This is a genomic window from Bradyrhizobium sp. (assembly GCF_036009065.1).
In the GTDB taxonomy this organism is placed as follows: domain Bacteria; phylum Pseudomonadota; class Alphaproteobacteria; order Rhizobiales; family Xanthobacteraceae; genus Bradyrhizobium.
This window is the reverse complement of record NZ_DASYMN010000102.1, coordinates 56,076-69,339: the sequence shown is the minus strand read 5'-3', so window position 1 is coordinate 69,339 and position 13,264 is coordinate 56,076. Positions and strand designations below refer to the sequence as shown.

At 60.7% G+C, this 13,264-nt stretch carries 14 protein-coding genes; 6 read left to right on the top strand and 8 right to left on the bottom strand.

The annotated features are described in order from the left end of the window. The 4 genes from VGP39_RS06255 to VGP39_RS06240 all read left to right on the top strand — a co-directional run. Positions 1-1,423 (top strand): potassium transporter Kup (locus VGP39_RS06255; protein ID WP_327567229.1); only part of this gene is annotated, 1,423 nt, incomplete at its 5' end. Between the two features lie 132 nt (positions 1,424-1,555). Further along, positions 1,556-1,885: a rhodanese-like domain-containing protein gene (locus tag VGP39_RS06250; protein ID WP_327567235.1), complete on the top strand. Its 330-nt coding sequence runs from the start codon at positions 1,556-1,558 to the stop codon at positions 1,883-1,885. Positions 1,886-1,892: 7 nt separating this feature from the next. Beyond that, positions 1,893-3,056, top strand: coding sequence for an aminotransferase (locus tag VGP39_RS06245; protein ID WP_327567228.1), 1,164 nt, complete (start codon positions 1,893-1,895; stop codon positions 3,054-3,056). A 36-nt stretch (positions 3,057-3,092) separates the two neighbouring features. Beyond that, positions 3,093-4,184 carry a polyamine ABC transporter substrate-binding protein gene (locus VGP39_RS06240; RefSeq protein WP_327567234.1) on the top strand — a complete coding sequence of 364 codons (1,092 nt, stop codon included), beginning with the start codon at positions 3,093-3,095 and terminating at the stop codon, positions 4,182-4,184. Positions 4,185-4,295: 111 nt separating this feature from the next. Here the strand turns inward: VGP39_RS06240 and VGP39_RS06235 are convergent, their stop codons facing one another. The 8 genes from VGP39_RS06235 to VGP39_RS06200 form a co-directional block, all read right to left on the bottom strand. After that, positions 4,296-5,228 (bottom strand): lipid A biosynthesis lauroyl acyltransferase, encoded by a 933-nt coding sequence (locus VGP39_RS06235; protein ID WP_327567227.1) that lies wholly within the window; start codon positions 5,226-5,228, stop codon positions 4,296-4,298. A 21-nt stretch (positions 5,229-5,249) separates the two neighbouring features. After that, complete coding sequence (locus VGP39_RS06230; RefSeq protein ID WP_327567226.1) at positions 5,250-6,527, bottom strand: beta-ketoacyl-ACP synthase; 1,278 nt, start codon at positions 6,525-6,527, stop codon at positions 5,250-5,252. Between the two features lie 28 nt (positions 6,528-6,555). Then, positions 6,556-7,764: a beta-ketoacyl-ACP synthase gene (locus VGP39_RS06225; RefSeq protein WP_327567225.1), complete on the bottom strand. Its 1,209-nt coding sequence runs from the start codon at positions 7,762-7,764 to the stop codon at positions 6,556-6,558. Beyond that, entirely contained in the window at positions 7,757-8,230 is a 474-nt protein-coding gene (locus VGP39_RS06220) for a 3-hydroxyacyl-ACP dehydratase FabZ family protein (RefSeq protein WP_327567224.1), read from the bottom strand. Before VGP39_RS06220 ends, VGP39_RS06225 begins: the two co-directional genes overlap by 8 nt. Next, positions 8,220-8,522 carry an acyl carrier protein gene (locus tag VGP39_RS06215; RefSeq protein ID WP_327567223.1) on the bottom strand — a complete coding sequence of 101 codons (303 nt, stop codon included), beginning with the start codon at positions 8,520-8,522 and terminating at the stop codon, positions 8,220-8,222. Before VGP39_RS06215 ends, VGP39_RS06220 begins: the two co-directional genes overlap by 11 nt. Before the next feature lie 185 nt (positions 8,523-8,707). Further along, positions 8,708-9,037 (bottom strand): hypothetical protein, encoded by a 330-nt coding sequence (locus VGP39_RS06210; RefSeq protein WP_327567233.1) that lies wholly within the window; start codon positions 9,035-9,037, stop codon positions 8,708-8,710. A 170-nt stretch (positions 9,038-9,207) separates the two neighbouring features. Further along, on the bottom strand, positions 9,208-9,786 hold the full coding sequence (locus VGP39_RS06205) for a peroxidase-related enzyme (RefSeq protein ID WP_327567222.1): 579 nt from the start codon (positions 9,784-9,786) through the stop codon (positions 9,208-9,210). 116 nt (positions 9,787-9,902) lie between these two features. After that, positions 9,903-11,579 (bottom strand): ATP-binding protein, encoded by a 1,677-nt coding sequence (locus VGP39_RS06200; protein WP_327567232.1) that lies wholly within the window; start codon positions 11,577-11,579, stop codon positions 9,903-9,905. Between VGP39_RS06200 and VGP39_RS06195 the strand changes: the two genes are divergently transcribed. After that, the gene (locus VGP39_RS06195) at positions 11,482-11,814 is read left to right on the top strand and encodes a hypothetical protein (RefSeq protein ID WP_327567236.1); all 333 of its coding nucleotides are present in this window, start codon (positions 11,482-11,484) and stop codon (positions 11,812-11,814) included. The genes VGP39_RS06200 and VGP39_RS06195 overlap by 98 nt on opposite strands. A gap of 491 nt (positions 11,815-12,305) precedes the next feature. Further along, complete coding sequence (locus VGP39_RS06190) at positions 12,306-13,172, top strand: N-acyl homoserine lactonase family protein (RefSeq protein WP_327567221.1); 867 nt, start codon at positions 12,306-12,308, stop codon at positions 13,170-13,172. Positions 13,173-13,264: the final 92 nt, after the last annotated feature.

Below are 13,264 nucleotides of genomic sequence, written 5' to 3'. Positions count from 1 at the left end.
CATCCTGGTCGTGCTGTTCTCGGTGCAGAGCAGCGGCACCGCCTGGATCGCAACGGCGTTCGGGCCGGTGATGGTTATATGGTTCAGCGTTCTTGCCGTGATGGGACTTGTCCACATCAGCGATGACCCTTCCGTCCTCGCAGCGATCAATCCCTGGTACGGGATTCAGTTTCTGCTTTCCCATGGCACGATCGGCCTCGTTACATTAGGTGCGGTGTTTCTCGCGGTGACCGGCGGTGAAGCACTTTATGCCGACCTCGGCCATTTCGGACGCAAGCCTATTCAGTCGGCCTGGTTCTTTTTGGTGCTGCCGGCGCTGCTGATCAATTATTTCGGCCAGGGCGCGCTGGTGCTTTCCAATCCCGCGGCAATCGAGAATTCGTTCTATCGGATGGTTCCCGAAGGGCTGCTGCTGCCGCTGATCGTGCTGGCTACGGCGGCGACCGTGATCGCCAGTCAGGCGGTGATTACCGGGGCCTTTTCGCTGGTCCGCCAAGCCGTGCAGCTCGGTCTCTTGCCGCGCTTCGAGGTCCGCTTCACGTCGGAAACCCATGCCGGGCAAATCTATCTGCCGCGCGTCAACATGCTGCTCTTGATCGGCGTGCTGCTGCTGGTGCTGCTGTTCCGCTCATCGAGCGGGCTCGCCTCCGCCTATGGCATCGCAGTCTCCACCACCATGGTCGCCGACGGCATCATGGGTTTCGTCGTGATCTGGAAGTTGTGGAATTGGAAGGCGGCGGCCGCGGCGGCAGTCATCCTTCCCTTTGTCGTCGTCGATATGACCTTCTTCAGCGCCAATCTGCTGAAGCTGCTCGAGGGCGCATGGGTGCCGCTGTTGTTCGGACTCGCGATGGCGATCCTGATCTGGACCTGGCGCCGGGGCGCCGCGATCCTGATTGCCAAGACGCGGCGCACCGAGGTGCCGCTGAAGGACCTGATCAAGAGCCTGGAAAAGCGTCCGCCCCATTTCGTCAAGGGCACCGCCGTATTCCTTACGAGCGATCCGAGTTTCGTGCCGACCGCGCTGCTGCATAATCTGAAGCACAACAAGGTGCTTCACGAACATAACGTCATTCTAACCATTGAAACTGCGCAGACGCCGCGGGTGGATCCCACCGAGCGCGTGCGCATGGAGACCATCAGCGACAAATTCGCGACCGTGCGGCTGCGTTTTGGTTTCATGGAATCGCCGAACGTTCCAAAAGCGCTGGTGATTGCGCGTAAACTCGGCTGGCAGTTCGATATCATGGCGACGTCGTTTTTTGTCTCGCGACGCTCGCTAAAACCTTCGGCGCAATCGGGCATGCCGCAATGGCAGGATCATCTGTTCATCGCGCTGAGCCGCTCGGCTAACGACGCCACCGACTACTTCCAGATCCCTACCGGACGCGTGGTCGAAGTCGGGACCCAGGTCACGATTTAGGTTATCCAGGAGCAGTTGCCAGCGCTTGATTTTCCTCGCGCGAGAGGTGACTTTGGCGTTCCGGGAGCAGCAATGCCGGCATCGGGTTTTGCTGAATTCGCTCGCTATGGTGGGACGGTCGGGAGGATTTCAGTGGCGGATCATCAGGTACACGATTTGACGCCGGAAGAAGTGTCAAAGGGGATTGCCGAGGGGCGCTACCTTTTGGTCGATGTCCGCGAGCCCAACGAAGTGGCGGTGGAAGCCTATCCGGACGCGGTCGTCGTTCCGCTTTCGGGGTTCGACCCGCAGGACATCCCGAATCCCCTGGGCAAGCAGGTGGTTTTCGCCTGCCGATCCGGGAAGAGATCGGTGGCGGCGTCGCTCGCCGCACAGGCGGATGGCCTTGCCTACGACAAGCATCTCGCCGGCGGCATGCTGGCGTGGAAGGCCGCCGGCCTGCCAACCAACGCTGGCGGCTGACCGCTCCATGACGTCCATGAACAAGGTTTTTGCGGATCTTCCCGTCACTGTTTTCGAGGCGATGTCGCAACTTGCGCGCGACAATAATGCCATCAACCTCGGCCAGGGATTTCCCGACCATCCCGGCCCCGAGGATATCAGGCGCGCAGCTGCCGACGCGGTGATGGATGGCTATAACCAATATCCGTCGATGATGGGCATTCCGGAATTGCGTCAGGCGGTCGCGGACCATTACCGGCGCTGGCATGGCCTCAACCTCGACCCGATGACCGAGGTGATGGTCACGTCGGGTGGCACGGAAGCGCTGACATCGGCCATTCTCGCGGTCGTCGAACCGGGCGACGAGGTTGTGGCGTTCCAGCCGGTGTATGATTCCTATCTGCCGATCATACGCCAGGCCGGCGGCAGCCCGCGTCTGGTGCGCCTGGAGCCGCCGCACTGGCGCTTGACGGAAGAGATGTTGCGCAATGTCTTCAATCACAAGACCAAGGCGGTGCTGTTCAACAACCCGCTCAATCCCGCCGCGGTGGTCTATCCGCGCGAAGACCTCGAGCTGCTGGCGCGATTCTGTCAGGAGTTCGATACCATCGCGATCTGCGACGAAGTCTGGGAGCACGTGACCTTCGATGGCCGCGAGCACATTCCACTGATCACGATTCCGGGAATGCGCGATCGCACCATCAAGGTGGGCTCCGCCGGCAAGATTTTTTCGCTGACGGGCTGGAAGATCGGTTTTGTCTGCGCCGCGCCGCCATTGTTGCGCGTGGCCGCCAAAGTGCATCAGTTTCTCACCTTCACCACCGCGCCCAATCTCCAGGCCGCCGTCGCCTATGGCCTTGGCAAGTCGGCCGAGTATTTTGTCGAGATGCGCAAGGAACTGGCGCGAAGCAGGGACCGGCTGACCAAGGGACTGGAGAGCATCGGCTTCCCGGTCCTGAAATCGCAGGGTACTTATTTTCTCACCGTCGATCTGTCGCCGCTCGGCCTCAACGAAACCGACGAAGCGTTCTGCAAGCGCATCGTGACTGACTACAAGGTCGCGGCGATTCCGGTGTCGGCATTTTACGAAGAAGATGCCGTGACCTCGGTGGTGCGGTTCTGTTTCGCCAAGAAAGACGCGACGCTGGACACCGCGCTGGAGCGGTTGTCGGATGCGGTGCATCGCAGGTAGATTGGAGCCTCCACGGTGCGCGTTCAGATTCACGCCATCCATGTGGTAGCAGCTGTCGCCGCCTTGCTAGGCGCGCTGACATCGCCGCCGGCGCAGGCAGAGCAGCGCGCGGTCAATTTCTATAACTGGTCGAACTACATGGCGCCCGGAGTGCTGGAGGATTTTACCAAGGAAACCGGCATCAAGGTCGTGTACGACACGTTCGACGCCAACGAGACGCTGGAGACCCGGCTGCTGGCGGGAAAATCGGGATATGACGTGGTCGTGCCGAGTGCGTATTTTCTGCAGCGGCAGGTTTTGGCAAATATCTTCCAGAAGCTCGACAAGTCGAAGCTGCCTAACTTGGCCAATGCCTGGCCGGAAGTCACCCAGCGTCTGGCTGTTTACGATCGCGACAACAGCTATGGCGCCAACTACATGTGGGGCACCACCGGCATCGGTTACAACGTGAAAACGGTGCAGAACATTCTCGGCCCTGACGCCAGAATCGACAGCTGGGAGGTCATCTTCAAGCCGGAAAATGTCGCGAAATTCAAGGATTGCGGCGTTCACATGCTGGATTCCGCCGATGATATTCTGCCGACGGCGCTGAGCTATCTTGGTCTCAACCCTGATTCGACGAAGCAGGCCGATCTTGAGCGGGCCGCTGACCTTGCGGTCAAGATCAGACCGTTTGTCCGCAAGTTTCACTCATCGGAATATCTGAACGCACTGGCTACCGGAGAAATCTGCCTGGTGGTTGGTTGGTCCGGCGACATCATGCAGGCGCGAAGCCGCGCGGAGGAGGCAAAAAACGGTATCGAGGTCGGCTATGCAATTCCGAAGGAAGGCGCGGAGATGTTCTTCGACAATCTCGCAATTCCGGCCGATGCCAAGAACGTCAACGAGGCCCACGAGTTGATCAACTACCTGTATCGGTCCGATGTCGCGGCCAAAAATTCGAATTTTCTGTCCTATGCCAATGGCAACCTCGCGAGCCAGAAGCTGGTGAACCCCAAGATTCTCAATGACAAGAACATCTATCCGGACGAGGCCACGCTGAAAAAGCTGTTCGTGATCACCGCGCGCGATCCGGCGACGCAGCGCGTCATCAACCGGCTGTGGACCAAAGTGAAGATCGGACGGTAGCCTCATCCTGAGGAGCGCGCCCTTGCGCGCGTCTCGAAGGATGAGAGGAGGGAGTTTGCGGCCATCCTTCGAGACGCCGCGCAAGCGCGCGGCTCCTCAGGATGAGGTGATCTACCGCCAGCGGCGATGCAGCCATAGCCATTGGTCGGGATACTCGCGGATCCAGCCCTCGACCACCGATGTGATCGCCTGCATCGTCCCTCGAATATCAATTTGCCCCGCGGCATCGCGAACCGGCTTCACCTCTTCGGACAGTTCGGCGCGGAAACGATGGCCGGGGAGGCGGATGATACGCACGCCGTGAACCGGGCATTCGACCTGCCGCAGCAGGCGCGCCATCATGGGATTGGCCTTGGTCTTGCGCCCGAAGAAGGTCACCTCGACGCCATTGGTCAGGTATTGATCGACCAGCATGGCGACGTGCTGGCCCTTCTGCAGCGCTTCGGCGAGCTTGAACGGCGCGTCGCGGCCTGCTGGAATCAGCGTTCCCATGTTGACCGCCCGCAACTTCTCAACGGCGCGGTCGGCGGAGGCGATGTTGGGGCGGCGATACAGGATCGCGGCGTCAAGCCCGTGTGCGACTGCGGCCAGCGCCGGCAGTTCCCAGTTGCCGAGATGGCTTGCGAAAATCAGCGCCGGCTTGCCGTCGAGACGTAGCTGCGCGAACAGCTCGTGGGTGCGCGGCTCGATCTCGATGCGGCTGTCTTCGGGATGCGCCGGATCGTGCTCCCAGATATGGTCGAGATGCGCGAATTCGGCGCCGACGCGGCCGATGTTGTCCCACACGCCTGCAAGGATGGTCTCGATCTCTTCTGGCGATTTTTCTGGAAAGGCGGCGGTGAGATTGGCGCGGCCGATTTTGTCCTCCCGGAGCCTGCGGCCGATGAAGCGTGAGACACGGCCGAACAGGTTCGCCGTCTTGATGGGATCGAAGTAGCGCGTGGTGCGAAGCAGGCCGGTGGTCAGCGCGCCGACCGCGGCATCGCCGAGCGGTTTGGCGGCGTCGCGGATACCGGCCTTGGTGCGGAGCAGAAGGCGACGCATCAGAGCGAAACGTCAGGCTTGTTAGACTGGTTCACGGGTCAGGACCAAGGAGGCATTCTGGCCGCCGAAACCGAACGAGTTCGACATGACAGCTGTAACGCGCGCGTCGCGGGCCTTGTTGGGCACCACGTCGAACAGGATTGAGGGGTCGGGGATTTCGTAGTTGATGGTCGGCGGAATACGCTGGTGCTCAAGCGTCAGCAGGGAAAAAACCGCCTCCACCGCTCCCGCCGCCGAAATCGTGTGCCCCACCATCGATTTGTTGGACGAGACCGGAATTTTCGACGTGCGCTCGCCGAACACAGCGGAAATACTTAAGTATTCCATCTTGTCGTTTTCGGGCGTTGCCGTGCCATGAGCATTGATATAGTCGATCTGCTCCGCGGTCATGCCGGCGTCGGCCAGAACATTGCGGACGCAGCCGATGATCGGCTTGCCGTCCGGGCTCGATCGGGTGCGGTGGAACGAATCGGTCAGTTCCCCGCAGCCGGCAACGACGCCGAGAATCGTCGCGCCGCGCGCGACCGCCGCCTCATAGCTTTCGAGCACCAGCGCCCCGGCGCCTTCCGCCATGACGAAACCATCACGATTCTTCGAGAATGGTTTGGACGCGGCCTGCGGCGTATCGTTCTGGGTCGACAGCGCCGACAGCAGCGAAAACCGGACCAGCGCCTCCAGATTGACTGAGCCATCGGTAGCCACACAAAGCGCCGCGTCAGTTTCGCCGCGCCGGATGGCCTCCACGCCAAGCTGGATGGCAGTGGCGCCGGATGCGCATGCGGTTGAAAGCGAAATCGGCGAACCCTTGGTACCGTAAGCCTCGGCCAGATAACCCGCGACCGAGCCGAACATGAAACGATGATGATATTGTGCGAACCGGCCACCGCCGCTGATGCGCAATACGTCGTCGATGCTGATGTCCGTCTTGCCGACCGCGCGTCCCACCTCAATGCGTTGCGGCCACTCGACCTCGACCGGCGCGACCGCGAGAAACAGCGGGCCGGGAAAATCGCCCGTGCTGCCGATACCGGACTGGGCGACGGCTTCTTCGGTGGCCATGTCGGCGAGTTTTTCGGTTAGCGCGGTCGACGACGACGGCTCGACCGTTACAAAATCGATCGTTCCGGCCATCGTTGTTTTCAAGCCGTCGATCGGGAAACGCGTGATGGTTCGAATTCCGGACTCGCCCGCTGTCAACTTTGCCCAATTATCGTCCTTGCCGGTGCCGAGCGATGTCACGATGCCCATGCCGGTGACGACAACGATCGGCCTGCCGAATTTATCGCGTGATGCTGCCATGATTTCCCCGTCGATCCCGCGCCGCCGCCTACCTGATCGCCTCGACCAATGCCATGCCTTCGCCTCGCCAATGGCCGGCGCCGGCGACAACAATCTGGGTCGGCGGCTTGGACATTTCAACCTCCAATCCGGTCGGATCGTTGGGCGGAAACAGCTTGCCGCGCGAGATTGAAAGCGCCGCAAGCGCAAGGCCCAGCGGAAACTGTGTTTCCAGGGTGTGGCCGAACATTGTTCCCGTGGCGCGCACCGCATAACCTGGATGCTGGCTCAGGAAGGTTTTTTCCTCTGATGTAACAGGGTCGACGCCCGTGGCGCCCGTGATAAGCGCGCCGTTGTCATCGAGGATGCCAAGCCTGGACCACAGTCCTTCCAGAGATCTCGTTACCTCTCCGGGCTGCTTTCGCTGCGCCCGGTCGGAAACCACGTTGGTCAGCCGCGCATAAGGCTTTGCACCGCGCGCTTCCGCGTGTGCCCTGGATTCGATGACAAGAAAGGCGCCTGCGGACCCCAGCGCAAAGCCGCTGTTTTCGGTCCGCGCCCAAACCGGAGCAAATTTGTCCTTCAGGTTGTAGTCGCCGAACTCATAGAGGATGAGCAAATCCGAGCGCTCGCCATTATGCGACGCACCGATCAGCGCGATATCGCTTTGGCCCGAGGCGATGCGTGCCATCGCGATCCGCGCCGCGTCGATGCTGGCGGCTTCCTCACCCATGAAGGTGCGCGACGACCCCGACACACCGTGGACGATGGCGATGTTACCGGCGAGCAGGTTCGAGAGCTGGGCCAGAAACAGCGTCGGCCGCAAATCGTTCATCAGCCGTTCGTTGAGAAACGCAGGCGAGGAATTGCCCTTCACGTAGCCATTGAGAATGGCCAAATCGACCGGAACATCGCGCTCGCCGCCGCCGGCCGCGATGATCATGTCCATCCGACCAAGGATTTCCTGATTGCCTTTGACTCCGGCCGAATCCAGCGCCAGCCCCGCCGCGTAGGTGCCGATGCGCTGCCACGCCTCCATCTGACGCTGATCGCCCTTTTTCGGGATCTGGGCGTCGAGCTTGATGGGCGCCCAGGGATGCACGATGTAGGGCGCGAAGCGCTTTTCGTCGACGTTGACGCGCTGCGCATTCAGCGCATCCCAATGCGCGTCGAGCCCTTCGCCGAGCGAGGTCGCGATACCGATGCCGGTGATCCAGACTTCCACCGCATCCGAGTTCGACGGTTTCGGCTCAGCCATGCGGCATCGCCTCTTCGGGAAAGCCGATGCGTTTGGCCATCGCGTCCATGTGTCCGCGCAGGTCGGGATTGGGGAAGGGAATATGGCGGAAGGTGAGTGTCGCGTTGCATCTCGGCTTACCGCCGACGCTGATCTTGGCTTCCGTAATGGTGAAGCCCGAGCCCTCGTGGACCACGCGGGCATCGATTTTCAGCAGTTCGCCGGGAGTAACGAAGCTCCGCATCTTGGCTTCCTTGACCACGGCCAGAAACGGCATGCGTTCGAACTTCATCAGGGCGACCAGCAGCCATCCTGACGTCTGCGCCATGGTCTCGATCAGCAACACGCCGGGCATCAGCGGAAAGCCCGGAAAGTGTCCTTCGAAGATGGTGTTTTGCTGAGGTACCTGCGCCTCGGCCGTGATGGTTTTCTCGCCGATGTTGAGGTCGACGATACGGTCGATCAGGTAAAAGTATTCAAGTTGCATTGTCAGGCGACTGCGCGCCCTTGGCGGCGACCAGTTCGTCGATGCGCTCGCTGAGGTTTTTCAGGACGAAATACTGCTCCGTCGTGGCCTTGCCGTCGTTGACCTCCTGCGTCCACTTCTCCAGCGGCAGCTTGATCCCGAACGCCTTGTCGATCGCGAAGGCGATGTCGAGAAAGTCCAGACTGTCGATCCCCAAATCGTCGATCGCGTGGCTCTCGGGAGTTATCGTGTCCCGTGGAATGTCGCAGGTTTCCGCGATAATGTCGGCGATCTTGTCGAATGTAGAAGACATCATTAAGCCTTTGATACATTGAAGATAAATGGCGGGATGGCGCGCGAAGAGAGGGCAGTGCCCTGGAAACGCCCCGTCCCCCATGCGGTGTCGAGTGCCCGTATATCGGAGCGCCGCCCTGAGTTCAATGGCGGCGGAACATGGCGGTTTCGGCCGATTTCGGGTCCCCAGCCGCGCCGGAAACGTCAGGAACGCGGCGACGAGATGTGCGCGCAATCCCGCCGGCCCATCAACACGCAATCCTGGGTCTTGCGCAGATCCGCGATGCTCATGGCAAGCCAGATACCGATGGCGGTCAGCGCCACGGTGAAGGCGAACGCCGCCATATTCGCCAGCATGCGATGGCGAAATTCGTCCGGTTCTTCCCGGCTTCGTTCATAGCGCGATAAGTCGTTGGGTTCCGGCCTGACGTCGTTCTGACGAGCCTCCCGGCCCGGCGGCTTGGCCTGGGTGCGCGGCCGGAACTTGAGCACGCGGTGCTCGTCATCCTCGATCACTGGCCGCTGGCTTTTCATCGCTGCCTGATCCCGCGACATTCGACACCCCTTGTAGCATTCCGAGGCCACGTCCCACAAACAAAGTCCGCATGGCACAAATGCGATAACGACTGGGAGCGGCTAGGTTAGTGCTGCGTCTGCCGAGGAGCCCGCGGATTTTTGTTCGGGGTCATCCTGACCAAAATGACCTACTTCGACAGACGGCCCATCATGTAAAATTCGTCGTTCGGGCGCATCCCGGTGAGGTTGGCCATCCGGTTCGACAGCGCGAAGAACGCCGAAATCGCGGCGATATCCCAGATGTCGTCATCGCTGAAACCGTGGCGGGCGATATCGCTGAAATCCTGCTCGGAGATTTTCTCTGCCTCGGCGCTCACCTTCATGGCGAAATCGAGCATCGCTCGCTGCCGCGGCGTGATGTCCGCCTTGCGGTAGTTGATGGCGATCTGGTCGGCGATCTGCGGGTTCTTCGCACGGATGCGCAGAATGGCGCCGTGCGCGACGACGCAGTAGTGGCATTGATTGGCGCTGGAGGTGGCGACCACGATCATTTCGCGTTCCGCCTTGGTCAGGCCGCCGTCCTTGTCCATCAAGGCATCATGATAGGCAAAGAACGCGCGAAACTCATCCGGGCGATACGCCAGCGTGAGAAAGACATTGGGAACGAAGCCGGATTTTTCCTGCACCGCCAGAATGCGGTCGCGAATATCGTCCGGAAGCTTGTCGAGGGCAGGTATCGGGAAGCGCTTAGGCGTGGGCTGCGACATCAGAACGGTCCGGTTCGAGCGGCGGATGCACTCGCCCGCGATCATAATCGATGATGGTCGCAACGGAAAGCGCGACCACGCAACAGTCGCGCGGCGCCGAAGATTGCTTCGGACGGTTAGCGCAGCGGCTTTTTGAGAAGCGAGAAGCGGTCGGGGTCGAGACCCATCGACGGCTGCAGCATCGGTGCTTCCACCGTGCGTGCAGCCGGCCGCTCGGTGATGCCGGGATCGTTCGGCACGTCGCGATGCGAGGTGGCTCCGCGCCAGCGCTCCAGCACGGCGCTGACGAAATGCATGTCGTGACCGGCGGCGACCGACGGCACGGTTGAAATTGCGGCTTCGCTGCGCGGGAGTTGATGCGCCGGGACCTCCTTGAAGCGCAACCTGGTCGGCAGCGCCACGCCTTCACCGAATGCGAGCACTTCGCGGGTTCCGAGCGAGGGCACGAACGACAGCAGGTTTGCCGCGGCGTCCGAAACCGCCGAGCGCAACAGTGCCTGGTCCCGATCGTTCGCAAGACGCATCGCGAACAGGGTGTTGCATTGTGAAATGATGGTCGCGTCGAGTTCCGCAGGACGCTGCGTCACGAGGCCGAGATACACGCCGTATTTGCGGCCTTCCTTGGCGATGCGCGATACCGCCTTGCGGGTCGGCCCGAAACCGATATTGCGGTCCGCCGAGGCGTAACGATGCGCTTCCTCGCAGACGAACAGCAGCGGCGAAACGCCGTCGCTCCACAACCCGAAATCGAACGCCATCCGGCACAGCACCGACACCACGGAGTCGACGACTTCAGCGGGGAAGCCCGCGAGCTGCATGATGGTCATCGGCCGGCCGTTGGCAGGCAACCGGAACAGGTGGCTGATGACTTCCGCCATGGTATCGCCGCCGACATTGGCGTTGTCGAACATGAAGGCGTAGCGCGGATCGTTGCGCACCGTCTCGATGCGCGAAATCAGCTTGTGATAGATGATGCGCGACGAGCGGTTTTCCAGCTTGCCCATGCGTTCGTCGATCAGCGAAATCAGATCGACCAGACGGTATGGAACCGGCGTATCCGCAGTATAGCCGATGCTTTTGGGATCGATCCGCTTCAGTCCCACCCGGTCGGCGTTCTGGTACTGCGTATAGATTCCCTTCGCCATCGGGATGACTTCGGCAAGGATATCCAGTTCCTCCGGCACACCGGGCCGGCCGGCGAACAGCACGTCCACGATCTCTTCGAAATTGAACAGCCAGAACGGCAGCTTCAGATTGCGCGGGTTGAGAACGAGGGAACGGTCGCCGAAGCAGCGGCCATATTCGTTGTGAACGTCGAGCAGGAAGATGCGCAGGTTCGGCCGGGCGCGCAAAATTTCATTCAGCAGCAGCGATACGCCGCTGGATTTGCCGACGCCGGTCGAGCCGAGCACGGCAAAATGCTTGCTGAGCATTTCCTCGACGTCGACATAGGCAATCACGGACTGGTCCTGCTGCAAGGTCCCGACGTTGATCTGATCCGACCCCGACGGTGCGTAGACGGTTCGCAGTTCCTGATTGGTGATGAGGTCGACGGTGTCGCCGATGGTCGGATAGTTGGTGACGCCACGCTGAAATTTGGGCCGTACCGGGCCACCGAGGATTTCGCCGAGCAGGTCGACCGAGGCGCTGGCGATGTAGATGTCGGAGGTCGGCAGATTTTCGCAGGAAACTTCGGTGATCATCGCGACGATCGTGGAATTCGAGCAGCGGATGCTGACGAAACGGCCGACGGTTGCCCGCACTTCGGTGTGGTTCATCTGGCTCGCCGCCAGCAGGCCGACTCGCGCAAGGGAACCGCGGACCGAAATCACGCGCCCGAAGGTTGCCGAAGCCGTTGAAATTGACATGTCTGAAATTCGCGTCGCCGCGCCCTTTGTTTGCCCGACTATGCAGGGGTTTATTGGAGAAATTGTTAAGCCGCGGACTTCGAAGACCGTCAAAACCCAGACATATTCGCGCGGGATTCTGGCGGCCGGCGATCGCGGGGGTTATTTCACCTGCGTTTAATGGGTAAATCGGCATTTCCGGCCGGTTTGCCGGTACGGAACATCGGCCCCGGCTTAATCCCTCGTTTACCAACCGGGGACGGGAGTCCGGTCTGCAAGCAAGCCGTCCGGCTATGTGAGGCTGGCGTTGGTAGCCGCCGCGCCTGTAAATCTTGTCCCAACAAGAGAGAGTATTTCTCCAACGAAGTGCGCTTTTTATGTATCCGGCCCCAAAATGCAGGTCAGATATCCAAATCAGTTATATCGCTGCTTCAAAGGAAATTCGCCGCCGTGCTGGTCGAGCCGCGTCCAGGGCGTCTAAGCCCGCTGAGCGTCTGCTCGGATAATTCGTGATGCCGGCGATGGCCAAGCCGTTCCACGTAGAAGACCATTCACAACTTGCATTTGCCGGGGCGCTCAATCTATTCTTGGGTACTTGGCCTCGACCGCGTCGGGCGGGGCTTTGTGCCTACAGAGAGCCCGGAAAAACGAAGGCGAAGGAAGGAAAACGCTATGACGACGAAGCATATTGCCGTGAGTCTAGCTATCGCGCTCGGCCTTGCGGCGAGCGCCACTGCGCCGGCCGCCGCACAAGAAGGGCCGAAACTTTATGTCTTCACATCCGGCTCGTTGGGGGGGTTCCCGAAGGCCGCCCTGCAGATGGGCGGGCAAGGCAATATCGACTGGGCGCCGGTGAGCTTCTACGTGCTCAAACATCCCAAGGGCAACGTCATTATCGACACCGGAAACAACGACAAGACGATAACCGACGCCGAGGGATGGTGGGGACCGCTCGCCAAGGGCTTTGGCCTCAAGATGACGAAGGATGACGCGATCCCGGCGCAGCTGGCCAAGATTGGCCTCAAGACCGATGACATTAAATACGTGGTCGCCGGTCACTTGCACCTCGATCACGGCGGAAATGTTGGTCAGTTTCCGAATTCGACCCTCGTCGTCCAGGAAGATGAGCTGAAGGCTGCCTGGTGGCCCGATGTCGGCTTCTCCGTCTATTACATTCCGGGCGATTTTGCCGACACGAAGAAGATGAACATCATCCGCCTCAATGGCGACCTGGACTTGTTCGACGACGGCTCGGTGCGCATTATGCGTGGTCCTGGCCATACCCCTGGCAGCCAGTTCGTGACCGTGAAGCTGCCCAAGACCGGCTCGGTAATCCTCACCAGCGACGTTGTCTATCTCAAGGAAAACCTCGACAAGAATCTCATTCCGCCCATGCCGGGAACACAGAATCCGGGCGACGCCTATCGCAGCTACCAGCGCATTCGGCTGGTGCGCGACGCCAACAATGCGCAGATTTTCTACGGACACGATCCGGAGATCTTCAAAGCGACGAAGCAAGCGCCCGATTTCTATGATTGAGAGCTGAACCGGCGCGGGCTCTCCGAGGGGCGCCCGCACCAGATCTCCAGGCGAGCCCGCCGGGGCGATGTAGCAGGAAGCTTGTCTTGCAG

What these genes read in the sequence shown, in the direction of transcription:
- VGP39_RS06245 (WP_327567228.1), top strand. Translation starts at nt 1,893, where the DNA reads ATGACGTCCATGAACAAGGTTTTTGCGGATCTTCCCGTCACTGTTTTC.
- VGP39_RS06235 (WP_327567227.1), bottom strand. Translation starts at nt 5,228, where the DNA reads ATGCGTCGCCTTCTGCTCCGCACCAAGGCCGGTATCCGCGACGCCGCC.
- VGP39_RS06230 (WP_327567226.1), bottom strand. Translation starts at nt 6,527, where the DNA reads ATGGCAGCATCACGCGATAAATTCGGCAGGCCGATCGTTGTCGTCACC.
- VGP39_RS06225 (WP_327567225.1), bottom strand. Translation starts at nt 7,764, where the DNA reads ATGGCTGAGCCGAAACCGTCGAACTCGGATGCGGTGGAAGTCTGGATC.
- VGP39_RS06220 (WP_327567224.1), bottom strand. Translation starts at nt 8,230, where the DNA reads ATGCAACTTGAATACTTTTACCTGATCGACCGTATCGTCGACCTCAAC.
- VGP39_RS06215 (WP_327567223.1), bottom strand. Translation starts at nt 8,522, where the DNA reads ATGTCTTCTACATTCGACAAGATCGCCGACATTATCGCGGAAACCTGC.
- VGP39_RS06210 (WP_327567233.1), bottom strand. Translation starts at nt 9,037, where the DNA reads ATGAAAAGCCAGCGGCCAGTGATCGAGGATGACGAGCACCGCGTGCTC.
- VGP39_RS06205 (WP_327567222.1), bottom strand. Translation starts at nt 9,786, where the DNA reads ATGTCGCAGCCCACGCCTAAGCGCTTCCCGATACCTGCCCTCGACAAG.
- VGP39_RS06190 (WP_327567221.1), top strand. Translation starts at nt 12,306, where the DNA reads ATGACGACGAAGCATATTGCCGTGAGTCTAGCTATCGCGCTCGGCCTT.